The sequence below is a fragment of the Streptosporangiales bacterium genome (genome assembly GCA_009379825.1).
Classification (GTDB): Bacteria; Actinomycetota; Actinomycetes; order Streptosporangiales; family WHST01; genus WHST01.
Genome location: WHTA01000001.1, coordinates 195726 through 217428, shown reverse-complemented (window position 1 = coordinate 217428; position 21703 = coordinate 195726). Strand labels below are relative to the sequence as shown.

At 71.2% G+C, this 21703-nt stretch carries 22 protein-coding genes and 1 pseudogene; 17 read left to right on the top strand and 6 right to left on the bottom strand.

Features of this window, described 5'->3' with window-relative positions:
• The first annotated feature begins 56 nt into the window (after positions 1-56).
• The 7 genes from GEV07_01115 to GEV07_01085 all read left to right on the top strand — a co-directional run bounded on the left by GEV07_01115 (position 57) and on the right by GEV07_01085 (position 7646).
• Positions 57-716 (top strand): hypothetical protein, encoded by a 660-nt coding sequence (locus GEV07_01115; protein MQA01365.1) that lies wholly within the window; start codon positions 57-59, stop codon positions 714-716.
• A gap of 127 nt (positions 717-843) precedes the next feature.
• The gene (locus GEV07_01110; GenBank protein MQA01364.1) at positions 844-2142 is read left to right on the top strand and encodes an AAA family ATPase; all 1299 of its coding nucleotides are present in this window, start codon (positions 844-846) and stop codon (positions 2140-2142) included.
• Between the two features lie 102 nt (positions 2143-2244).
• The gene (locus GEV07_01105; GenBank protein ID MQA01363.1) at positions 2245-2535 is read left to right on the top strand and encodes a hypothetical protein; all 291 of its coding nucleotides are present in this window, start codon (positions 2245-2247) and stop codon (positions 2533-2535) included.
• Positions 2536-2541: 6 nt separating this feature from the next.
• On the top strand, positions 2542-5217 hold the full coding sequence (alaS, locus tag GEV07_01100) for an alanine--tRNA ligase (protein ID MQA01362.1): 2676 nt from the start codon (positions 2542-2544) through the stop codon (positions 5215-5217).
• A 14-nt stretch (positions 5218-5231) separates the two neighbouring features.
• On the top strand, positions 5232-5690 hold the full coding sequence (ruvX, locus tag GEV07_01095) for a Holliday junction resolvase RuvX (GenBank protein MQA01361.1): 459 nt from the start codon (positions 5232-5234) through the stop codon (positions 5688-5690).
• Positions 5687-6811: an endolytic transglycosylase MltG gene (mltG, locus tag GEV07_01090; protein ID MQA01360.1), complete on the top strand. Its 1125-nt coding sequence runs from the start codon at positions 5687-5689 to the stop codon at positions 6809-6811. Before ruvX ends, mltG begins: the two co-directional genes overlap by 4 nt.
• Positions 6812-6824: 13 nt before the next feature.
• The gene (locus GEV07_01085; GenBank protein MQA01359.1) at positions 6825-7646 is read left to right on the top strand and encodes a shikimate dehydrogenase; all 822 of its coding nucleotides are present in this window, start codon (positions 6825-6827) and stop codon (positions 7644-7646) included.
• 6 nt (positions 7647-7652) lie between these two features.
• On the opposite strand, the gene GEV07_01080 is transcribed toward GEV07_01085, so the two are convergent.
• Positions 7653-8606, bottom strand: coding sequence for an aldo/keto reductase (locus GEV07_01080; GenBank protein MQA01358.1), 954 nt, complete (start codon positions 8604-8606; stop codon positions 7653-7655).
• Between the two features lie 133 nt (positions 8607-8739).
• On the opposite strand from GEV07_01080, the gene GEV07_01075 reads away from it, so the two are divergent.
• The 3 genes and pseudogenes from GEV07_01075 to GEV07_01065 all read left to right on the top strand — a co-directional run bounded on the left by GEV07_01075 (position 8740) and on the right by GEV07_01065 (position 10706).
• A complete protein-coding gene (locus GEV07_01075) occupies positions 8740-9561 on the top strand; it encodes an undecaprenyl-diphosphate phosphatase (protein MQA01357.1) in 822 nt (273 codons plus the stop codon).
• A 33-nt stretch (positions 9562-9594) separates the two neighbouring features.
• On the top strand, positions 9595-10422 hold the full coding sequence (locus GEV07_01070) for a helix-turn-helix domain-containing protein (protein ID MQA01356.1): 828 nt from the start codon (positions 9595-9597) through the stop codon (positions 10420-10422).
• Between the two features lies 1 nt (position 10423).
• A pseudogene (locus GEV07_01065) lies at positions 10424-10706 on the top strand (glycosyltransferase).
• 81 nt (positions 10707-10787) lie between these two features.
• Here the strand turns inward: GEV07_01065 and GEV07_01060 are convergent.
• Positions 10788-11252: a TIGR03618 family F420-dependent PPOX class oxidoreductase gene (locus tag GEV07_01060; GenBank protein ID MQA01355.1), complete on the bottom strand. Its 465-nt coding sequence runs from the start codon at positions 11250-11252 to the stop codon at positions 10788-10790.
• Between the two features lie 20 nt (positions 11253-11272).
• Positions 11273-12244, bottom strand: a complete 972-nt coding sequence (gene corA, locus GEV07_01055) for a magnesium/cobalt transporter CorA (GenBank protein MQA01354.1) — start codon at positions 12242-12244, stop codon at positions 11273-11275.
• A gap of 83 nt (positions 12245-12327) precedes the next feature.
• On the opposite strand from corA, the gene GEV07_01050 reads away from it, so the two are divergent.
• From GEV07_01050 to GEV07_01035, 4 genes are all read left to right on the top strand, one after another.
• Positions 12328-13017, top strand: coding sequence for an MSMEG_4193 family putative phosphomutase (locus tag GEV07_01050; GenBank protein ID MQA01353.1), 690 nt, complete (start codon positions 12328-12330; stop codon positions 13015-13017).
• A 130-nt stretch (positions 13018-13147) separates the two neighbouring features.
• Positions 13148-13741: a DUF3090 family protein gene (locus tag GEV07_01045; GenBank protein ID MQA01352.1), complete on the top strand. Its 594-nt coding sequence runs from the start codon at positions 13148-13150 to the stop codon at positions 13739-13741.
• A 47-nt stretch (positions 13742-13788) separates the two neighbouring features.
• The gene (locus GEV07_01040) at positions 13789-14490 is read left to right on the top strand and encodes an SCO1664 family protein (GenBank protein MQA01351.1); all 702 of its coding nucleotides are present in this window, start codon (positions 13789-13791) and stop codon (positions 14488-14490) included.
• Positions 14491-14571: 81 nt separating this feature from the next.
• The gene (locus GEV07_01035; GenBank protein MQA01350.1) at positions 14572-15795 is read left to right on the top strand and encodes a cysteine--1-D-myo-inosityl 2-amino-2-deoxy-alpha-D-glucopyranoside ligase; all 1224 of its coding nucleotides are present in this window, start codon (positions 14572-14574) and stop codon (positions 15793-15795) included.
• Between the two features lie 18 nt (positions 15796-15813).
• On the opposite strand, the gene GEV07_01030 is transcribed toward GEV07_01035, so the two are convergent.
• From GEV07_01030 to GEV07_01020, 3 genes are all read right to left on the bottom strand, one after another.
• Entirely contained in the window at positions 15814-16329 is a 516-nt protein-coding gene (locus tag GEV07_01030; GenBank protein MQA01349.1) for a DUF664 domain-containing protein, read from the bottom strand.
• Between the two features lie 58 nt (positions 16330-16387).
• Positions 16388-17293, bottom strand: a complete 906-nt coding sequence (locus GEV07_01025; GenBank protein ID MQA01348.1) for a PAC2 family protein — start codon at positions 17291-17293, stop codon at positions 16388-16390.
• Positions 17294-17360: 67 nt separating this feature from the next.
• The gene (locus GEV07_01020) at positions 17361-18629 is read right to left on the bottom strand and encodes an amino acid permease (protein ID MQA01347.1); all 1269 of its coding nucleotides are present in this window, start codon (positions 18627-18629) and stop codon (positions 17361-17363) included.
• Between the two features lie 119 nt (positions 18630-18748).
• Between GEV07_01020 and GEV07_01015 the strand changes: the two genes are divergently transcribed.
• Genes GEV07_01015 through GEV07_01005 form a run of 3 tightly spaced genes read left to right on the top strand, consistent with a single transcriptional unit; the run spans position 18749 to position 21632 of the window.
• The gene (locus GEV07_01015; GenBank protein ID MQA01346.1) at positions 18749-19450 is read left to right on the top strand and encodes a hypothetical protein; all 702 of its coding nucleotides are present in this window, start codon (positions 18749-18751) and stop codon (positions 19448-19450) included.
• The gene (locus tag GEV07_01010) at positions 19291-20577 is read left to right on the top strand and encodes an ABC transporter substrate-binding protein (protein MQA01345.1); all 1287 of its coding nucleotides are present in this window, start codon (positions 19291-19293) and stop codon (positions 20575-20577) included. The genes GEV07_01015 and GEV07_01010 overlap by 160 nt, the downstream gene beginning before the upstream one ends.
• A gap of 47 nt (positions 20578-20624) precedes the next feature.
• On the top strand, positions 20625-21632 hold the full coding sequence (locus GEV07_01005; protein MQA01344.1) for an ABC transporter permease subunit: 1008 nt from the start codon (positions 20625-20627) through the stop codon (positions 21630-21632).
• Positions 21633-21703 lie beyond the last annotated feature (71 nt).

The following is a 21703-nucleotide window of genomic DNA, read 5'->3' as shown; positions in this document are numbered from 1 at the left end:
GAGGACAACTCGCCTTTCGCCGATCGCGGAGGCGACGAGCGTTTAGAGGTTCTGCGATGCGAGGGACCGATACCGGACTGACCGCGTCCGTCGTGGCCTATGCCTCCGCGGGCGCCGACTTGGTGCATGCCGCGGTTGCCCCGGTGCACTGGGCCGAGTGGCCGCTGTCCGGGGTGTTCTTCCTGGCGAGTGCCACACTCCAGATGCTGTGGGCAGTGGCCGTGGTGTTCTTCCCGCGGTCACCTGTGCTCACCGTCGGCTTGCTGCTCAACACGGCGCTCATGGCGCTTTGGGCGGTCAGCCGGGTGTGGGGGATACCGGCCGGGCCGCACGCCGGTGTGCCGGAGGCGGTAGACGTGCCGGGCGTCATGACGATGGCGCTCGAGGCGGTCGCGGTGGTCGCCGCCGCCTGGTTCCTGCTCCCGCGCAAGCAGCTGGCCATCCTGTCGACCGGTGGCTACCGGGTCGCGCTGGCAGGCACGGCCACGGTCGTGTTGGCGTTCGCGGTGCCCGGGGCGGCGGCTGCCCTCACCCACGGGCACGGCCACGAGGACGGCGGGGGCAGCGGCGGCGGGCACGCCCGCCAGGGCGAGCCGCGGTCGACGCCGAGCGGCAACCGACCGACCTGCCACGACGGACACACGGCGTCGCCGTCGTCCACCCGGCCGAGGCCCAGCCAGCACGACGACGGCCACGACCACGAGCACGGCGACTGACGCGGGTGGCGCGGGCGGTGTCCGCGCACCGCGTTACGGTGAGCGCGTGACGGAGTCCGGGCAAGACAGCCTGTTCGAGGAGGCGCGGGAGCAGGCCGAGGGGTCGAACGCGCCGCTCGCGGTGCGGATGCGGCCGCGGTCGCTGGAGGACGTGGTCGGCCAGCAGCACCTGCTCGGTCCCGGCACGCCGCTGCGCCGGCTTGTCGAGGGCGACCAGCCGATGTCGCTGCTGCTGTGGGGGCCGCCGGGCACCGGCAAGACGACGCTGGCGTACGTGGTCTCGCTGGCGACGAAGCGGAAGTTCGTCGAGCTGTCCGCGGTGACGGCCGGGGTGAAGGACGTCCGTGCCGTGGTCGAGGAGGCCAGGCGCGAGATGGGCCTCACCGGCCGCCAGACGGTGCTGTTCGTCGACGAGGTGCACAGGTTCAACAAGACGCAGCAGGATGCCCTCCTGCCGTCGGTGGAGAACCGCTGGGTGACCTTCATCGGCGCGACCACGGAGAACCCGTTCTTCTCCGTGGTCAGCCCGTTGCTGTCCCGGTCGCTGCTGCTGTCGCTCGAGCCGCTCAGCGGCGACGATGTCCGCACTGTCGTCCACCGGGCGCTCACCGAGCCGCGGGGCCTCGGCGGCGACGTCACCCTGCCGCCGGAGACCGAGGACCAGCTGGTGCGGCTGGCCGGCGGCGACGCGCGCCGGGTGCTGACCTACCTGGAGGCGGCGGCCGGAGCGGCGACCAGCCGCGGCATGACGGAGGTGCCGCTCGACGTGCTCGCCCAGGCGGTCGACCGGGCGGCCGTGCGGTACGACCGCGACGGCGACCAGCACTACGACGTCGCGAGCGCGCTGATCAAGAGCCTGCGGGGCAGCGACGTGGACGCCGCGCTGCACTACCTGGCCAGGATGATCGAGGCGGGGGAGGACCCGCGGTTCATCGCCAGGCGGCTGGTGATCCTGGCCAGCGAGGACGTCGGGATGGCCGACCCGACGGCGCTGCCGACGGCGGTCGCGGCGGCGGACGCGGTGGCCATGATCGGCTTCCCCGAGGCGTCGCTGACGCTTGCGCACGCCGTCGTACACCTGGCGCTCGCGCCCAAGTCCAACGCGGTCACCAAGGCGATCGGCGAGGCGATGGCGGACGTCCGGCAGGGCAAGGCCGGCCTCGTACCCACGCACCTGCGCGACGCGCACTACCAGGGCGCGAAGAAGCTCGGGCACGGCACCGGCTACCGCTATCCGCACGACCACCCGGGTGGCGTCGTCGAGCAGCAGTACGCGCCGGATACGGTAGTGGACAGGCAGTACTACCAGCCGACCACGCATGGTGCGGAGCGCCATTACGGGGACGTGCTCGACCGCATCCGCGGCATCCTCCGCGGGCAGCCGGCGTCCCGGGAACCCGCGGCCGACGATGCGGGGGACCGGTAGCACCCGACGCACCGTTCCGTACGGCGTCCCGGCCGGCGGCCGTGACCCGCACCGGCGGCGGTAGGGTCGGGAGCTTCCTGGGCACTCATCACGGAGGGACCGATGAACCGGCCGAGCAGGTATGTCGCCGTCGGTTTCGTGCTCGGCGTCGTCGCCACGCGGCGACTCGGCCGCCGGCGGCGGCGCAGACAGCGCCGCGCGACCTGGCAGCGCGCCGCGTTCGAGGCGGTGACCCTTGCCTTCGCGGTGCGGGAGATCGCGGCCGAGCTGGAGGCGTACGAGGGCCGCAGGGAAATCGGTTCGTCGCAGGCCGGCGCGGTCGTCGATGCTGGTAGGGAACGACGGGCGTTGACCGCGGCGGGAGCGGTCACCGACAACGACAGCGAGAGGTAGACAGCGATGCGGACGGCAGAGATCGCACGAAGGTTCGTGCGCTTCTTCGAGGAGCGCGGTCATACGGTCGTGCCCTCGGCCGCTCTCCCGTTCGACGATCCGACGCTGCTGTTCGTGAACGCCGGCATGGTGCCGTTCAAGCCCTACTTCCTCGGCGACGAGCAACCTCCGTACGCGCGCGCGGTGTCGGTGCAGAAGTGCGTGCGCACGCTGGACATCGACGAGGTCGGCAAGACCACGCGGCACGCGTCGTTCTTCCAGATGAACGGCAACTTCTCGTTCGGCGACTACTTCAAGGAAGAGGCGATCCAGTTCGCCTGGGAGCTGGTCACGAAGCCGCAGTCCGAGGGTGGGTACGGCTTCGAGGAGAGCCGGCTGTGGCCGACCGTCTACCACGACGACGACCAGGCGGCCGAGATCTGGCGGCGGGTCACCGGCCTGCCCGAGGAGCGGATCCAGCGCCGCGGCATGGCGGACAACTACTGGTCGATGGGCGTGCCCGGCCCCTGTGGCCCGTGCAGCGAGATCTTCTACGACCGCGGCCCCGAGTACGGCCCCGACGGCGGCCCCGAGGTCGACGAGGACCGCTACATGGAGCTGTGGAACCTCGTCTTCATGCAGAACATCCGCGGCGAGGGCACCGGCAAGGAGGACTACCCGATCCTCGGCGAGCTGCCGGCGAAGAACATCGACACCGGGATGGGTCTGGAGCGGGTCGCGTACATCCTGCAGGGCGTCGAGAACCTGTACGAGACTGACCAGGTGCGGCCGGTGCTCGACCGGGCGGCGGACCTGGCGAGCAGGCGCTACGGCGCGGACCACGAGGACGACGTGCGGCTGCGGGTGGTCGCCGACCACGTCCGCACCGCGTTGATGATCGTCGGTGACGGCGTGGTGCCGGGCAACGAGGGCCGCGGGTACGTGCTGCGGCGCATCCTGCGCCGCGCCGTACGAGCGATGCGGCTGCTCGGTGTGGACGAGCCGACCATGCCGGAGCTGCTGCCGCTGTCCAAGGCGCAGATGCAGGAGACGTACCCGGAGCTCGACCGCGACTGGCAGCGGGTGTCGCAGGTCGTCTACAACGAGGAAGAGGCGTTCCGCGAGACGCTGCGCACCGGGACCCAGATCTTCGAGCAAGCGGTCGGCCAGACCAAGCGCGCCGGGCGTACCCAGCTGGCCGGTGCGGAGGCGTTCCAGCTGCACGACACCTACGGCTTCCCCATCGACCTCACCCTGGAGATGGCGGCCGAGCAGGGCCTGAGCGTCGACGAGGCGGGCTTCGCGACGCTGATGGACGAGCAGCGGCAGCGGGCGAAGGCGGACTCGCAGGCGAAGAAGACCGGCCACGTCGACATGTCCGTGTACTCGCGGCTGCTCGGCACGGCGGGCAGGAGCGAGTTCCTCGGCTACACCGACTGGTCGGCCGAGGCGAAGGTGCTCGGCCTGCTCGTCGACGGCGAGTCGGTGTACGTCGCCGGCCCCGGCAGCCAGGTCGAGGTGGTGCTCGACCGCACCCCGTTCTACGCGGAGAGCGGCGGTCAGCTCGCCGACCACGGCCGGGTGCGCACGGACACCGCCACGGTGGACGTGGCGGACGTCCAGTCCCCGGTCGCGGGGCTGATCGTGCACCGCGGCAAGGTCCTCGAGGGTGAGCTGCGTGTCGGCGACACCGCGCTCGGCGAGATCGACCTGACCAGGCGGCGGTCGATCGCCCGGTCACACACGGCGACGCACATGGTGCACAAGGCGGTACGCGAGATCCTCGGCGAGACAGCGACCCAGGCCGGCTCGGAGAACGCGCCCGGCCGGCTGCGCTTCGACTTCACGTCGCAGACGTCGCTCGCGGCGAACGCCGTGCAGGACGCCGAGGACAGGATCAACAACCTGGTCGTGGAGAACCTCGAGGTCCAGGCGGCGGTGATGCCGAAGGACGAGGCGCTCGGGATGGGCGCGATGGCGCTGTTCGGGCAGAAGTACAGCGACGAGGTGCGCGTCGTCTCCGTCGGCGGTGACTGGTCGCTCGAGCTCTGCGGCGGCACGCACACCGAGCACACCTCGCTGCTCGGCGTGGTGAAGCTGCTGGGGGAGTCGTCCATCGGGTCCGGGGTGCGCCGCGTCGAGGCGCTCGTCGGCACCGACGCGATGAACTACCTCAGCAGGGAGAGCCTGCTGGTCTCGCAGCTGGCGGACCTGCTGAAGGCGCCGCGCGCGGACCTGCCGGACCGGGTCGCGCAGACCATGACCCGGCTGCGTGACGCGGAGAAGGAGATCGCCCGGCTGCGTGCGGCGCAGCTGCTCGACCAGGCCGGCGAGCTGGCGGACTCCGCGGCGGACGTGGCGGGCGTGGCACTCGTGACGCATCGTGCGCCCGACGGCACCACCGGTGACGACCTGCGCAAGTTGGTGACGGACCTGCGCCGGCGGTTCGGCAGTCGTCCGGCGGTCGCCGCGGTGGCGGCGGTCAACGAGGAACGCCCGGTGCTGGTCGTCGCGGTCACCGATGCCGGCCGGGAGCGTGGGCTGCGCGCCGGCGAGCTGGTCGGTGTCGGCGCGAACGCGCTCGGCGGCGGCGGTGGCGGCAAGGACGACATCGCGCAGGGCGGCGGCAGCCGGCCGGAGGCCGTGACCGACGCGCTGCAGGCAGTGGCAGCGCTGGTGCGAGAGCGAGCCGGCGGCCAGTGAGCGGCGCGACGACGTTGCGGCGCGGCGCCCGGCTCGGCGTCGACGTCGGCTCGGTGCGGGTCGGTGTGGCGAGCTGCGACCCTGCGGGCGTGTTGGCGAGCCCGGTGGCGACGCTGGACCGCGGCCGCGGCGACGAGCAGGCGCTGGCCCGGCTGGTGGACGAGCGCGCGGCGATCGAGGTGGTGGTCGGCCTCCCGCTGTCGCTGTCCGGCAGGGAAGGGCCGGCCGCGGCGGCCGCGAGGGAGTACGCGAACGCGTTGGCACGCCAGATCGCGCCCGTGCCTGTGCGCCTCGTAGACGAACGGTTGAGTACCGTGACCGCCGAGCACGGGTTGCGTGCCGCTGGGGTCGACGGGCGTTCTCGTCGTAAGGTTGTTGACCGGATGGCGGCAGTCGTCATCTTGCAGAGTGCACTCGACGCTGAGCGGCGAGTCGGGGAGCCGCCCGGCCAGATCGTGCCTGGAGATGGATGAACAACCTCGACCTCGGCTTCAGCTCGGAAGAAGAAGTCCGGCCACACAGCCGGCGACTCGCACGTCGCCGGCGTAAGGAGCGCCGCCGGCGCCGCCGGGCGCGGATCGCAGCAACCGTCGCCTTCCTGGTGGTGGTCGTGATCCTCGGCGGCACGGTGTGGGGCGGCTACCAGGTCTACCAGAAGCTGACCGTGGTGCCCGACTACAAGGGCAGGGGCACCGGCAGGGTGATGGTGCAGGTCCAGGAGCAGGAGTCGCTCGGCTCGGTGGGCATGAAGCTGGAGAAGCGCGGGGTGGTGAAGAGCGCCAAGGCGTTCGAGGAAGCGGCGAACGAGAACCCCGACTCGTACAAGGTGCAGCCCGGCCACTACCAGCTGCGCAAACGGATGGCGGCGAAGCTGGCGCTGAACCGGTTGCTCGACCCGTCCGCGAAGGTGCAGTGGCAGATCACCATCCCCGAGGGCATGCGGGCGAGTAAGGTCGGCGAGCTGCTCGCCAAGAAGACCGACATCCCGCTGTCGAAGTTCCACGCGGCGGCGAAACAGCCGGACAAGCTCGGCTTGCCACCGTCGGCGAACGACAAGATCGAGGGATACCTGTTCCCCGCCACCTACCTGTTCCCGCCGAACGCCACGGCGACCTCGATCCTGCGCACCATGGTGCAGCGTTACAAGCAGGAGGAGCTCAACCTGGAGCTCAAGGAGCAGGCGAAGAAGCGCGGGCTGACCATCCACCAGGTGGTGACGCTGGCCAGCCTGTTGGAGGCGGAAGGCAAGGAGAAGGACTTCGGCAAGGTGTCCCGCGTCGTCTACAACCGGGTCGACGAGGGCATGAAGCTGCAGTTCGACAGCACGGTGACCTACGCGCTCGGCCGCAACCACCTGAAGGTCACCTACGAGGACCTGAAGGTGAAGTCCCCGTACAACACGTACAAGTACAAGGGCCTGCCACCAGGGCCGATCGACAGCCCGGGCAAGGCGGCGCTGAAGGCCGCGCTGAACCCGACGCCGGGCAACTGGCTGTACTTCGTTACCACGAACCCGAAGACGGGTGAGACGAAGTTCACCGATGATCCGCAGGAGTTCCAGCGGTTCAAGAACGAGTACAAGCGGAACAGCTGAGCGGGTTCGCTGCATGGTGGACAGACACGCGGCGGTGCTCGGGTCGCCGGTGGCCCACTCGCTGTCGCCCGCCCTGCACACGGCCGCGTACGCGGCCCTCGGCCTGGACTGGTCGTACACGGCGGTCGAGTGCGCGGAGGACGAGCTCGAGGCGTTCGTCGCCGGCCTGGACGAGCGCTGGGTCGGCCTGTCGCTTACCATGCCGCTGAAGCGGGTGGCGCTGACGGTCGCGGACGCGGTGACGCCGCTGGCCACGAAGGTGGGCGCGGCCAACACGCTGCTGTTCACCGGCGACGGCCGCCGGGCGGACAACACCGACGTGCCCGGCCTGGCGACCGCGCTCACCGCCGCCGGCCTCGGGTCCCCACGCGCACCAGTGCTGCTCGGCGGCGGGGCGACGGCGTGCTCGGCCGCCGCGGCCCTGGCACAGCTGGGCTGCACCTCGGTGACGGCCGTCGTCCGCAGCCAGGCACGGGCCGGCGAGCTGCGCGAGGTCAGCGAGCGGTTCGGCCTGGCCTGCACGTTCGTCGCCTGGCCAGGCCTTGACGCCCTTGCCGCGGCGGACCTGGTGGTCTCCACGGTGCCTGGCGGGGCGACCGACGCCCTGGCAGCCGAGGCCGGGCGCATCCGCGCGCTGTTCGACGTCGCGTACGCGCCGTGGCCGACCGCGCTGGCCGCCGCAGTGCAGGCCGGCGGGGGCACGGTGGTGGGCGGCTTCGAGCTGCTGCTGCACCAGGCGGCGTGTCAGGTCGAGCTGATGACCGGCAAGGGCGCCCCGGTCGCGGCCATGCGGCAGGCGGGGGAGGCCGAGCTGGCCCGCCGCTCGGCCGGCTGACCCGCGTCAGGCGGTGAACGCGGAGACGTCGTCCAGCGCGCGGCGGATCTCCTCCGGCAGCGTGATCTCCTCGGCCTGCAGCGACGCGCGCAGCTGGGTGGCGGTGCGGGCACCGACGACGGCCGAGGCCACGCCCGGGCGGTCGCGCACCCAGGCGAGCGCGACCTGCAGCGGCGTGGTGTCCAGGCCCTCCGCCGCGGTGACCACGGAGTTCACGACCCGGCTGTGCTCCTCGCCCAGGTACGGCCGCACGTAAGGCTCCAGCTGCGGGGTGGCGGCCCGCGACTCCGCCGGCATGCCGCCGCCGCGGTACTTCCCGGTGAGCACGCCGCGGCCGAGTGGCCCCCAGGCGAGCACGCCGAGGCCGTGCGTCGCCGCCGCGGGGAAGACCTCGCGTTCCGGGTCCCTGCGCAGCAGCGAGTACTCGACCTGAGTGGCGACGAGCTGCGCCGCCGAGTTGCCGGACGCGCGCTGCCACGCGGCCAGCGTCGCCGTCTGCCAGCCGGAGTAGTTCGACACGGCGACGTAGCGCGCCCGGCCGGAGCCGACGGCGTCGTCGCACGCGGCGAGCGTCTCCTCGAACGGGGTGTGCGGGTCCCAGTGGTGCAGGTGCCACAGGTCCACGTGGTCCGTACCGAGCCTGGCCAGCGTCTGGTCCAGGGCACGCAGCAGGTGCCGCCGGGAGCTGTCTGTGCCGCGGTCGCTGTCCACGACGCCCGCCTTGGACGCGAGCACCAGCTCCTCGCGGTCGACGACCTCGGCCAGCAGGGCGCCGATGATGCGCTCGCTCTCGCCGTGCCCGTAGACGTCGGCGGTGTCGACGAACGTACCGCCGGCGTCCAGGAACGCGCGGAGCTGCTCGCCCGCCTCGTGTTGGTCGACCTGGCGCCCCCAACTGGCGGTGCCGAGACCGATCCGGGAGATGCGCAAGCCGCTACGGCCGAGGTGTCGCTGCTCCATGATCGTTGAGGTTATCTGTGCCCTGCCGGCACACCCGCTGCGGGCATGCCCACCCGGTACCTGGGCGGTGCCGCCCCTTGCCTAAGCTGACCGCGGCCCGACGACTCTTCCTACCTCGAGGGGATCACCCGGCGTGGATCTGGTGCAGGCGATCGTGCTCGGCATCGTGCAAGGGCTCACCGAGTTCCTCCCCATCTCGAGTACCGCGCACCTGCGGATCGTGCCGGCGTTCCTCGGCTGGGAGGACCCCGGTGCCGCGTTCTCCGCCGTCATCCAGCTCGGCACCATGCTCGCGGTGGTCGTGTACTTCTGGCGCGACATCATCAGGATCGTCTCCACCTGGGCGCGCAGCCTGGTCCGCCGGGAGCTGCGCAGCGACCTGGACGCCCGGATGGGCTGGTACATCGGCCTCGGCACCATCCCCATCGGCATCTGCGGGTTCGTGTTCAGGGACCAGATCGAGACGGCCGCCAGGGACCTACGCATCACCGGCACGGTGCTGATCGTGTTCGCCATCGTGCTCTTCATCGCCGACCGGGTGGGCAAGAAGGAGCGGCCGCTCGAGGACCTGAACGCGAAGGACGCGATCGTGCTCGGCTCGTTCCAGGTGCTCGCGCTGATCCCCGGCGTCTCCAGGTCGGGGTCGACGATCACCGGCGGCCTCTTCATGGGGCTCAACCGCGCCGCCGCGGCACGCTACTCATTCCTGCTGAGCATCCCCGCCGTCGTCGCGTCCGGCCTGTTCCAGCTGAAGGACGCGCTCGCCGTCACCGGCGTGGGCTGGGTGCCGACGGTGGTCGCCACGGTGTTCTCGTTCATCTCCGGCTACGCGGCCATCGCCTGGCTGCTGCGGTTCCTCGCGAAGCACTCGACCGTCGTCTTCGTCGTCTACCGGATCGCCCTCGGCGCACTGGTGCTCGGGCTGGTGTTCACCGGGGTGCTCGAAGCGCGCTAGCAGACTGTCGGCGGCGTCCGGCACACTCGAAGAGTGGACGACGCGGAGATCTCGTACGGCATCCACCGCGGGCAGTGGCGCACCTGGACGAAGACGCCCGCCCCGCCGCTGGCCGGCGTCGACTACCACGGGTTCGTGCTGCACACCGGCGCGCCGACCACCGACCAGGTGTTCCCGGGCCCGAAGCTCACGGTGATCCTCAGCTTCGGCGACCCGCTGCGGATGGAGCAGATGCCGGGCCGCTCCGCCGGCGGCACGTACGTGTCGTTCGTGGCCGGCCTGCACGCGGAGCACGGGGTGATCGGCCACGACGGGCACCAGGCCGGCGTGCAGGTCGACCTCGACCCGCTGGTGGCCCGCGCCGTGTTCGGGATGCCGCCTGGCGAGCTGACCGGCGAAGTGGTGCCGGTGGCCGAGGTGCTCGGCCGGTTCGGCGACGAGCTCGCCGAGCGGCTCGCGGGTGCGCGCGGGTGGTCGAGCCGGTTCGCCCTGCTCGACGACGTGCTGGCCCGGCGGCTGCACGGCGCGCCCAGGCCCGCCCCCGAGGTCGCCCACGCGTGGCGCCGGCTGCTTGCCGCCGGCGGCGCCGTACGGGTGGACGAGCTGGCCGGTGAGGTGGGCTGGAGCCGCCGACACCTCGGCCAGCGGTTCCAGCGGGAGTTCGGGCTGACGCCGAAGGCCGCCGCGCGTGTCGTGCGGTTCGACCGGGCCAGGTGGGCACTCGCCCGCGGCGGCCACGGCACGCTCGCCGACGTTGCCGCCACGTACGGCTACTACGACCACGCGCACCTCGACCGGGAGTTCCGCGCGCTGGCCGGCCGGCCGCCGACGGCGCTCGGCGGCCTGGCCGCGACCGGGTAGCACCGTCGGCGAGGTGCCGCACGACCGGCTGTTCCCTCGGGTGGCCGCCGTGGTCCACCACGCGGGCGCGGGCACGACCGCGGCCGCGCTGCGTGCCGGCGTCCCGGCGTGCCGGCGTGCCGCCGGTGACGGTGCCACTGGTCATCGACCAGCCGTTCTGGGCCGACCGGCTGGCCGCGTGCGGGGTGGGACCCGCACCGGTCCCGTACCGCCGGCTGTCCGGCGAGACTCTCGCCGCCGCCATCGAGGACGCCGTCACCCGCGACTCGTACCGGCACCGGGCACTGGCCCTCGCGGAGCAGCTGGCCACCGAGGACGCCGGCCGCCCGGTGCTCGCCGCCCTGGACCGCTTCTGACCCGGGCGGCTACTGGGTCAGGTGTGCGGGGAACCCGCCGGTTGCGATCGGGCCCCAGCGGGTGATCTCCAGCCGCAACAGCACCTTGCCCTGCCGCTGCATGGCCGTGCGGTACTCGTCCCAGTCCGGGTGCTCGCCGGCGATCACCCGGAAGTACTCCACCAAGGCGTCCACGGCGTCCGGGCCGTCGACGACGTCCGCTGTGCCGTCGACCTGCACCCACTCGTCGTCGAAGTCGGCCGACAGCGCGAGGAAGCTCGCCTGCGGCCGCCGCCTGGCGTTCTTGGCCTTCGCCCGCTCGGGGTACGTGGAGACGACGATGCGCCCGGCGCCGTCCACGCCGTACGTCACGGGCGACGCCTGCGGGCGGCCGTCCGACCGGGTGGTCAGCAGGATGCCGTGCTTGCGGGCGCGCAGGAAGTCGAGCAGCTGGTCACGGTCGACGGTGGTGTTGGTCGCAATCCTCGGGCTCACCCGGCCACCCTACGTCGTGCTCACAGCCAGCCGCTGCGGCGGAACGCGACGTAGAGCGACACGCAGATCCCCGCCATCAGCAGCAGCGCGAACGGGTACCCGAGGGTCCAGTGGAGCTCCGGCATGTGGGTGAAGTTCATGCCGTAGATGCCGGCGATCAGCGTGGGCACGGCGACGATCGCGACCCAGGCCGTGATCCTGCGCATGTCGTCGTTCTGCCGCACGCTCACCTGCGCGAGGTTCGCGTTCAGGATGTCGGTGAGCTGGGCGTCGAACTCGTCCACCCGCTCCCGCACGCGGAGCAGGTGGTCGTGCACGTCGCGGAAGAACGGCCGGGCCTCGTCCGGTACGTGCGGGTGTGCGGTGGCGAGGTCGTCGACCGGGTCGACGAGCGGCACGACGGACCGGCGGAACTCCAGGATCTCGCGCTTGAGCTTGTAGACCCGCTCGGCGTCGTTGGTTCGCGCCGCAGAGAACACGCTCTGCTCGACCTCGTCGATGTCCCTCTCCAGCTCGACGACGACCTCCTCGTACGAGTCGACCACCCGGTCCATCACCGCATAGAAGACCGCTGCGGAGCCGTGCGTGAGCACCCGGTCCTCCGACGTCTCCAGCCGCCGCCGCACGTCGCCGAGCGGGTTGCCCTCGCCGTGCCGGACGGTGACGATGAACCCGTCGCCGGCGAACACCATGATCTCGCCGACCTCGATGTCGGACGTCTCGTCGATGTACTGGATGGTCTTGAGCACGCAGAAGAGGGTGTGCTCGTACCGCTCCAGCTTCGGCCGCTGGTGCGCGCTCACCGCGTCCTCCACGGCCAGCGGGTGCAGCTCGAACTCGCGGGCGACGTCGTCGAGCTCGGACTCCGCCGGCTCGAACAGGCCGACCCACAGGAACGCACCGGTGGCGCGTGCGGTGCGCAGCGCCTCGCCGAGGTCGTCGGGGGCGTGTTCTCGCTGCCCGTGGCGGTACAGTGCGCGGTCGACCAGCATGGCGGCATTCTCTCGTTCCCGCGTCCATGATCGCGTAAGGTGGCCGGCGTGGCGGTGAGTGTCCCGATGCCCGTGGCTGGCCAGTGACGACCGTGCTGCTGGTGCGGCACGGCCGCACCGACGCGAACACCGCGGGCGTGCTCGCCGGCTGGACGCCGGGTGTCCGCCTGGACGAGACCGGCAGGGCACAGGCGACGCAGCTGGCCGAACGGCTCGCGCCCGTCCCGCTGTCCGCGATCATCAGCAGCCCGCTGGAACGGTGCAAGCAGACCGCGGGCATGCTGCGCGACGGCCGGCGCGGGCTGCGCGTACGCACCGACCGCAGGCTCGGCGAGGTGCGCTACGGCGAGTGGGAGGGCCGGGAGCTGCGCGAGCTGGGCAAGGAACCGCTGTGGAAGACCGTACAGGCGCACCCGAGCGCCGTCCGGTTCCCAGGCGGAGAGAGCCTGCGCGAGCTGCAGGCGAGGGCCGTGACGGCGATCCGCGACTGGAACGCGGAGCTCGGCACCGACGCCACGTACCTGGTCTGCAGCCACGCCGACGTGCTGAAGGCGATCGTCGCCGACGCGCTCGGCCTGCACCTGGACCTGTTCCAGCGGATCCAGATCGACCCGTGCTCGCTGACGGTGATCCGCTACACCGACATGCGTCCGTTCGTGGTGCGGCAGAACGACCGCGGCGGCTACGTCGACGACCTGCTGCCCGCCCCCAAGCGCAAGCGCAAGCGCCGTAGCGGTGGCAGCGACGCGGTGGTCGGCGGCGGCACGGGCTGACACCCAGGCGGTGGCCGTCCGGCGACGGACGGGTGCGAATAGGCTGCTGTCGAGCGCAGCGCGGCGTCGCCGGCGCCTCCACCTGCCAGCGTGGGCGAACGCGTCACGAAGTGAGGTTAGGGTTCTCGTTATGCCGCGACAGGTCTTCAACTTCGACCACCCGGAACGCTTCGTCGCCGGCACCGTCGGCGAGCCCGGGGACCGGGCGTTCTACCTGCAGGCGCGGACGGGCAGCAGGGTGACGAGCGTGGTCCTGGAGAAGGTCCAGGTGACGCTGCTCGCGGAGAAGCTGGAGGAGCTGCTCGACGAGGTGCTGCGCGCGACCGGTGGCGCCGCCCCGATACCCGCGATGCCGCCGGCCGGCAGCGAGGACCTGGAGCCGCTGGACCAGCCGATCCTCGAGGAGTTCAGGGTCGCCAAGCTCACCCTTGCCTGGGACGCAGACAACGAGAGCGTCGTGATCGAGGCCGAGGCACCGGGCGGGGAGACCGAGGAGGAGGAAGAAGACGAGGAGGAGCCGGCCCCCGCACCGCCGCCCACCGATGAGGACGAGGGTCCCGACCTGTTGCGGGTGTACCTCGACCCCGGTGCCGCCCGTGCGTTCAGCAAGCGCGCGCAGGCGCTCGTCAACGCGGGCCGGCCGGCGTGCCCGTTCTGCGGGCTGCCGCTGGACACCGAGGGCCACGTCTGCCCGCGCACCAACGGCAAGCGTCCGGCGACTTGACCGGCGTGCCAGAGCCAGACGTCGCCCGCTCCTGCGACGGCGAGCCGATGCGGCTGCTCCGACAGGGCGAGCTGGAGCTGGTCGGCCGGCTCGTCGACGCGTCGAACGCGACCTTCTACTGCGAGGCGGCGCTCGGCGACGACCGACTCACCTGTGTCTACAAGCCGATCAAGGGCGAGCGCCGGCTGTGGGACTTCCCGACCGGCACGCTCGCGTACCGCGAGGTCGCCGCGTACGCCGTGTCCGCGGCCAGCGGCTGGCGGCTGGTGCCGCCGACGGTGTACCGCGACGACGGGCCGTTCGGCCCCGGCATGTGCCAGCAGTGGATCGACGTGGACGAGACCGTCGACCTGGTGGCGCTGATCCGTTCGTCGGTGCCGCAGCTGAAGCGGATGGCGGCGTTCGACGCTGTCGTGAACAACGCGGACCGCAAGGGCGGGCACCTGCTGCCGATACCGGACGGGCACGTCTACGGCGTCGACCACGGGGTCTGCTTCGCCGCCGAAGACAAGCTCCGCACGGTGCTGTGGCAGTGGGCAGGCGACGAGCTCGACGACGAGGCCACCGCGGTGCTCGGCAGCCTGCGTGACCAGCTCAGCCCTGGCGCCGGGCTGGCGCAGCGGCTCGGTCGGCTGCTCGCGCCCGAGGAGGTCGCCGCGACCAGGGCGAGGGTGGACCGGCTGCTGCACACCGGCCGGTACCCGGAGCCGTCGGACGAGTGGCCGGCCGTCCCGTGGCCACCGTTCTGACCGGCGGCGGCCGCGCAGTGTGACGGAGCCGGCGCTTCCTGAGGGAGCCATCCACCCGCCCGGATGGTTAGGCTCTGCGACATGGACTCGTGGACCGCGCCCCCCGTGCCCCGACTCCCAGGTCAGGGACCGCAACTCGTCCTCTTCGACACGGCGACCGGCCGGCTGCGGCCGACGCCCACCGGTGACACGGCGCGGATCTACGCGTGCGGGATCACGCCGTACGATGCGACCCACATGGGCCACGCGGCGACGTACATCGCCTGGGACCTGGCCGTGCGGGCCTGGCAGGACGCCGGACGCCGGGTGACGTATGTGCAGAACGTCACCGATGTCGACGACCCGCTGCTCGAGCGGGCGGCCAGGGACGGCGAGGACTGGCAGCAGCTGGCTGCGCGCGAGGTGGACAGGTTCCGCGGTGACATGACGGCGCTGCGCATGCTCACCCCGGACGCGTTCATCGGCGCGGTGGAGGCGGTCGCGGAGATCACCGAGTTCATCGACGAGCTGAAGGGCAAGGGCGCCGTCTACGACGTGCAGGGCGACCTGTACTTCCCGGTGAGCGTGGACGCCGAGTTCGGTTCGCTGTCGCACCTGGACCACGCGGCGATGGTGGACCTGTCGCGCGACAACGGCGCCGACCCCGACCGGGCCGGCAAGCAGGACCCGGTCGATCCGCTGCTGTGGCGTGCCGTACGGCCGGGGGAGCCGTCGTGGGACTCGCCGTTCGGCCCCGGCCGGCCGGGCTGGCACGTGGAGTGTGCGACCATCGGCCTGAACCGGCTCGGCCCCGACTTCGACGTGACCGCCGGCGGCCGCGACCTGGTGTTCCCGCACCACGAGATGAGCGCGTCGCACGCCCGGGTGGCGACCGGACAGCCGGTGTCCGAGGTGTACGCGCACGCCGGCCTGGTCGGGCTGGACGGCGAGAAGATGTCGAAGTCGCGCGGCAACCTGGTCTTCGTGTCGAAGCTGCGCGAGGCCGGCACCGACCCGATGGCGGTGCGGCTGGGCGTGCTCGGCCAGCACTACCGCAGCGACTGGGCGTGGACCGACGAGCTGCTCACCCGGGCGGCCACCACGCTGGACAGCTGGCGGCGCGCCGTCACCGCGACCCGCGGCCCGTCCGGACGCGCAGTGCTCGACACCGTACGCGCCCGCCTGGCGGACGACCTGGACGCACCGGGCACGGTGGCCGCGGTGGACGCCTGGGCCAGCGCCGTCCACCGCGGCGAGGGCGACGACACCGAGGCGCCCGCCCTGGTCCGAGCCACCGCCGACGCGCTGCTCGGCCTCGCGCTCTGACGGACTCCGGCCGCGCGGTCAGTAGTAGCCGGTGCGGCCGTCGAGGAGCTCCCTGATCGTGTCCAGGTGGCCGGCGTGCCTGGCCGTCTCCTCGACCATGTGGATCAGCATCCACCGGAGGCTGGGCGAGTCGTCCGTGTGGTGCCGGCGGCTGCCGACGTCGTCCAGGGAGTGCGCGGCGACGATCTCGTTCGACGTGGCGCACGCCCGTTCGTACGCGGTGACCAGCTCGGCCAGCGGCACCCCGTCGACGCGCATGTCGGCGTCCTCGGGCTCGTCCGCGAACTGCGGGTTGTCGGCGCTCGACCGGCCGAGGAAGAGCACCTCGAACCAGGTGTGCTCCACCCAGCGCAGGTGCGCCACGATGCCCGCCACGGTCATCAGCGGCGACGACGGCAGCACTGGGCGGTGGGCGTCCGCGTCGGAGGAGCCTTCGCACTTCCACAGCACGATCGCGCGCTGCAGGTCCAGCCAGCCGACGAGCTGGGTGCGTTCGTCGGCGGCGTGTGGTGGGCGGGTCCTGGGGAGTGTCATGGGCGGTGACGCTAGCGCAGCCGCCACCGCACGGCACCGGGTTTTCTTCGGCGGGTGCTCAGACCGGCCCGGTCGGGCCACCGCCGGGGCCGAGCGGCCCGTGCCCAGGGCCCTCGTCGCGCTGCCGGCGCTTCAGGTAGCGCTCGAACTCCTTCGCGATGGCCTCCCCGGACGCCTCGGGCAGGTCGGTCGCGTCGCGCTGCTCCTCCAGCGACTCCACGTACTCGCGCACCTCGGCGTCCTCCCTGGCGAGCTCGTCGACGCCGCGCTGCCAGGCCTCCGCCTGCTCGGTCAGCTCACCGAGGGGGAGCGGGGAGTCGAGCAGCTCCTCGAGGTGCCGCAGCAGCGCGAGCGTCGCCTTCGGGCACGGCGGCTGCGCGACGTAGTGCGGCACCGCGGCCCAGAACGACACCGCGCGCAGGTCGGCCTCGGTCGCCGCGTTCTGCAGCACGCCGACGATCCCGGTGGGACCCTCGTACCTGGACGGCTCCAGGGAGAGCTCCTCCTGCAGCTCCGGGTTGCTCGTGGTGCCGGTGACCGGCACCGGGCGGGTGTGCGGCGAGTCCGCCAACAACGCACCGAGAGTGACGATCGTGTGCACGCCGAGTTGTTCGGCGATGTCCAGGATGTCGGCGCAGAACTGCCGCCACCGCATCGAAGGCTCGATGCCGCGTACCAGCACGATGTCGCACGGCGCCAGCGGCGGCCTGGCGATCGACAGCCGGGTGGACGGCCAGGCGATGGTGCTGGTGAGGCCGTCCTCGTCCAGCGAGATCTGTGGCCGGTTGACCTGGAAGTCGTAGTAGTCCTCCGGGTCCAACGCCGCGAACGGCTCGGCCTTCCAGACGTCCTCGAGGTGCTCGACTACGCCGGTCGCCGAGTCCGCCGCGTCGTTCCAGCCTTCGAACGCGGCGATGAGGGTGGGTGAGTTCAGCTCCGGCAGTCCACCCTCGAACTCGATCAACGATTCCTCCCTGCGTAGCGATACCCGGCACAGCCACCCTACGCCGCGCCGGCCGCCGCGGCGACGCTCAGGTCGCGGACCGGCGTAGCCGGCGGACGACCAGCCGGCCGACCAGGCCCACCGCGAAGACGCCGACGCCAGCCAGCACCGCAGTGACCGGCAGGGTGGCGGCGAGCGTCACGCAGCCGACGACGCCGAGCACGTTGAGGGCGCGGGGGTAGCTGCGTTGCTCGCGGGGCTGGGTGAAGGCGGCGAGGTTCGCCACCGCGTAGTAGACAAGTACCCCGAACGAGGAGAAGCCGAGTGCGTTGCGCAGGTCCGTGGTGAGCACGAGCACGCAGACGACGACCGCGAGCGCGATCTCCGCGTGGTGCGGTACCTGGGTGCGTTCGTGCACCGCCGCCAGCCAGTGCGGCAGGTCGCGCTCCCTGGCCATCGCGAGGGCGGTGCGCCCGATGCCGGCGAGCAGCGCCAGCAGGGCGCCGAGGCTCGCGACGGCCGCGCCAGCGCGTACGAACGGCGCGACCGCGTCGCGGCTCGCCTCGACGAGCGGCGACGCGGACTCCGCGAGCTGCGCCGGGCCGACGGCGAACAGCGCGGCGGTGCCCACCGTGGCGTACACGACCACGGTGATGCCCAACGCGAACGGGATGGCGCGCTTCAACGTGATGCCTGGGTCGCGTACCTCTTCACCCATGGTCGCCATCCGGGCATAACCGGCGAAGGCGAAGAACAACAACCCGGCGGCCTGCAGGATGCCGTACAGGTCGCCCGCGCCGGTCGGTGCCCAGCCGGCCAGGTGCGTGGGCGTGGCGCCTTCGCCGGTGACGGCGGTGCCGACGAACACGCCGAGCGCGGTGACCGTCAGCGCCACGAGCACCACCGCGACCTTCGCCGTACGGGTGACGCCGCGGTAGTTCAAGGCGGCGAGCGCGAGCACTGCAACCACGGCGACCACCCGCCGTAACCACTGCGGCTCCGGCACCGCGTACGCCGCGAACGTCAGGGCCATCGCGGCGCAGGAGGCGGTCTTGCCGATCACGAACCCCCAGCCGGCGGTGAACCCCCACCAGTGGCCGAGCTGCTCCCTGCCGTAGACGTACGTGCCGCCGGACACCGGGTACGCCGCTGCGAGTTGCGCGGACGCGACGGCGTTGCAGTACGCGATGACCGCCGCCACCGCGAGCCCGGCGAGCAGGCCTGCCCCCGCCGCCTCGGCCGCCGGACCGAACGCGGCGAAGACACCGGCACCGATCATCGAGGCGAGGCCGATCGCCACCGCGTCGACCGTGCCGAGGCGGCGGGCCAGGCCGGCCGGCGGTTGCGACGCGCTCATCGGATCTCCGGTCGTCTCGGTGCCACAGGTGGTAGTACATCAGCGTCCCCGGCGACCGGCACCTCCGGACCGGCGACGGCGGTCGCCGGGTCGGGTCACTACCGCACCGCCGGCGCAGCATGCAACTCGGCGGCGACAGGAAGGCGGTGAGTAGCGCGCAGCGTGCGGCATTCGGTGCAACGGGCAAAGGCTTGCCGAATCGTTACCGGCGCAGGCCAAACAGGAAGTGCCGGGGGTGTTGGCCGGCGAGAACCCCAACCACTAGTCTCTCGCCAGACCGGCGCCGTGATCCGGCGCGAAGCCTGCATGAGGTGAGCCATGAAGCAACGTATCTCTGGAGCCTGCTCGCCGTCACCGTCGGCTGCGGCGGCGGCGACGGTGGCACTGGTGGCACTGGTGGCACGAGCGGCAGTTCGACGTTCGTCTACGGTGCCTCGTCCGATCCGGTAACCCTGGACGGCGCGTACGTCAGCGACGGGGAATCGCTGCGACCGATCCGACAGATCTTCGAGACCCTCGTGGTCACCAAGCCGGGCCGCACCGACATCGAGCCGCTGCTCGCGAAGAAGTACTCACCCGTCAAGGGTGGCAAGAGCTGGAAGTTCGAGCTGCACGCGGACGTCAAGTTCACCGACGGCACGCCGCTCAACGCGAAGGCGGTCTGCGCGAACTTCGAGCGGTGGTTCAACTTCAAGAACCTGGCGCAGCAGACGGCTGCCTACTACTTCGCACGGTGTTCGGCGCGTTCGCCGACAAGAGGGCCGACAGCCTCTACAAGTCGTGCGAGGCGGAGAGCGAGAACGTCGCGGTCGTCAACCTGAATACGCCGTCGTCGGCGTTCATCTCCGCGATGTCGCTGCCGTCGTTCTCCATCGCGAGCCCGAAGGCGCTGAAGCAGTACGACGCGGACGAGGTCGGCGGCTCACCTGACCAGCCCCGCTTCGAAGGCAGCTTCGGGAACAAGAACCCCGTCGGCACCGGGCCGTTCAAGCTGAAGAGCTGGTCGCGCGGCGACAAGCTCGAGCTGGTCAGGAACGAGGACTACTGGGGCAAGAAGCCGAAGCTGAAGGACATCGTGATCCGGCCGATGCCGGACGGTTCCGCGCGGCGGCAGGCACTGGAGTCCGCCGAGATCGACGCGTACGACAACGTGTCGCCCGGCGACGTGCAGCCGTTGGAGGAACAAGACTTCAAGGTGCTCGAGCGACCCTCGTTCAACGTCGCGTACGTCGGCTTCAATCAGAAGAAGAAGCCGTTCGACAACCCGAAGATCCGGCAGGCGGTGGCGCACGCGCTGAACCGTGAGGCGCTGCTGAAGGCGAAGTACGACGAGGGCGCCGAGGTGGCGCACGAGTTCATGCCGAAGTCGCTCGTCGGGTACGCCGACGACGTGCAGAAGTACGACTACGACCCGGCCAAGGCGAAGCAGCTGATCAAGGAGTCCGGCGTCGAGGACCTCACGATCGACTTCTACTACCCGACGAACGTGTCGCGGCCCTACATGCCGGACCCGGCGGCGAACTTCCAGGCGTTCAAGCGCGACCTGGAGAAGGTGGGCTTCACGGTGAAGCCGAAGTCGGAGCCGTGGGACGGCGGGTACACCACCACGACCCAGGCCGGCAAGGCGCCGATCTACCTGCTCGGCTGGACCGGCGACTTCGGTGACGCGGACAACTTCCTCGGTACCTTCTTCCAGGGCAACCAGCCGCAGTTCGGCCTGGAGGCAGGCACGGAGATCTCCGACAAGCTGAACGCTGCGGAGACCGAGACCGATGCGGACAAGCGCGCCAAGATGTACGAGGAGATCAACCGCCTAGTCATGAAGGACGTGCCCGGCGTGCCGTACGCGCACACCAAGCCCGGTGTCGCGGTCAACCCGAAGGTCAAGGGTTACGTGCCGAGCCCGGTCGGCGGGGAGAGCTTTGCGCCGGTCACCATCGGTGAGTAGCGGGAAGGTACGTACGGCCGCGGTGACGGTTACCGAGGAACGTTGACGTGGCGAAGTTCATCGTTCGGCGGCTGCTGCTGCTGATTCCGATCCTGCTCGGGTTGTCGGTCCTGATCTTCGTGTGGGTGCGCAACCTGCCCGGAGGTACGGCGCAGGCGATCCTGGGGGAGAAGGCCACACCCGAGCAGATCGAGAAGTTCAACGAGGCGTACGGCCTCGACGAACCACTGTGGGTGCAGTACGTCCACTTCCTCGGTCGGGCGATCCGGCTCGACTTCGGGGTGTCCGTACAGACCCAGCAACCGGTGTGGGACGAGATCAACACGCGCTTCCCTGCCACCATCGAGCTGTCCGTAGCGGCGCTGCTGTTCGCGGTGCTCGTCGGCATCCCGTTGGGGTACCTGGCGGCACGCCGCTACGGCTCGTGGCTCGACCGCGTGCTGGTGAGCTCGTCGCTGGTCGGCGTGGTGATCCCGGTCTTCGTGGTCGGGTACCTGCTGAAGTACGTGTTCGCGGTGAAGCTCGGGGTCCTGCCGGACAGTGGCCGGCAGGACATCCGGATAGCCGCGGACCATCCCACCGGCTTCTACGTGTTCGACGGCCTGATCACCGGCAACCTGGGTGCAGCGTTCGACGCGTTCCTGCACCTGATTCTGCCGGGCATCGCGCTCGGCACGATCCCGCTGGCGATCATCGCGCGCATCACCCGCGCGTCGGTGCTCGACGTGGTCAACGAGGACTACGTACGCACGGCGGAGGCCAAGGGGTTGACCAAGCAGACGGTCCGCGGGCGGCACATCCTGCGCAACGCGATGCTGCCGGTCGTGACCATCATCGGTCTGCAGGCGGGCCTGCTGCTCTCCGGCGCGATCCTCACCGAGACCGTGTTCGCGATACCAGGCATGGGGTCGTTCATGAAGGACGCGATCTTCAAACATGACTACTCCACCATCGAGGGCTTCATCCTGTTCAGCTCGGTGATCTACGTGTTGATCAACCTGATGGTCGACATCGCGTACGGCTTGCTCGACCCGAGAGTGCGGGTGCGCACATGACGGTGCTCTCCGTCGACCTCCCGCGCTCCGCTCCTCACTCACGTGCGGTGATCTGGGCCGTGCCGGGTTGC

Bases quoted from the DNA above. Each gene is read 5' to 3' on its own strand.
- GEV07_01030 (MQA01349.1), bottom strand. From the start codon at position 16,329: ATGACACTCCCCAGGACCCGCCCACCACACGCCGCCGACGAACGCACC.
- GEV07_01045 (MQA01352.1), top strand. From the start codon at position 13,148: ATGCCGCGACAGGTCTTCAACTTCGACCACCCGGAACGCTTCGTCGCC.
- GEV07_01080 (MQA01358.1), bottom strand. From the start codon at position 8,606: ATGGAGCAGCGACACCTCGGCCGTAGCGGCTTGCGCATCTCCCGGATC.
- GEV07_01040 (MQA01351.1), top strand. From the start codon at position 13,789: ATGCGGCTGCTCCGACAGGGCGAGCTGGAGCTGGTCGGCCGGCTCGTC.
- GEV07_01105 (MQA01363.1), top strand. From the start codon at position 2,245: ATGAACCGGCCGAGCAGGTATGTCGCCGTCGGTTTCGTGCTCGGCGTC.
- GEV07_01110 (MQA01364.1), top strand. From the start codon at position 844: ATGCGGCCGCGGTCGCTGGAGGACGTGGTCGGCCAGCAGCACCTGCTC.
- GEV07_01020 (MQA01347.1), bottom strand. From the start codon at position 18,629: ATGAGCGCGTCGCAACCGCCGGCCGGCCTGGCCCGCCGCCTCGGCACG.
- GEV07_01085 (MQA01359.1), top strand. From the start codon at position 6,825: ATGGTGGACAGACACGCGGCGGTGCTCGGGTCGCCGGTGGCCCACTCG.
- alaS (MQA01362.1), top strand. From the start codon at position 2,542: ATGCGGACGGCAGAGATCGCACGAAGGTTCGTGCGCTTCTTCGAGGAG.
- GEV07_01015 (MQA01346.1), top strand. From the start codon at position 18,749: ATGCAACTCGGCGGCGACAGGAAGGCGGTGAGTAGCGCGCAGCGTGCG.
- GEV07_01115 (MQA01365.1), top strand. From the start codon at position 57: ATGCGAGGGACCGATACCGGACTGACCGCGTCCGTCGTGGCCTATGCC.
- GEV07_01035 (MQA01350.1), top strand. From the start codon at position 14,572: ATGGACTCGTGGACCGCGCCCCCCGTGCCCCGACTCCCAGGTCAGGGA.
- mltG (MQA01360.1), top strand. From the start codon at position 5,687: ATGAACAACCTCGACCTCGGCTTCAGCTCGGAAGAAGAAGTCCGGCCA.
- corA (MQA01354.1), bottom strand. From the start codon at position 12,244: ATGCTGGTCGACCGCGCACTGTACCGCCACGGGCAGCGAGAACACGCC.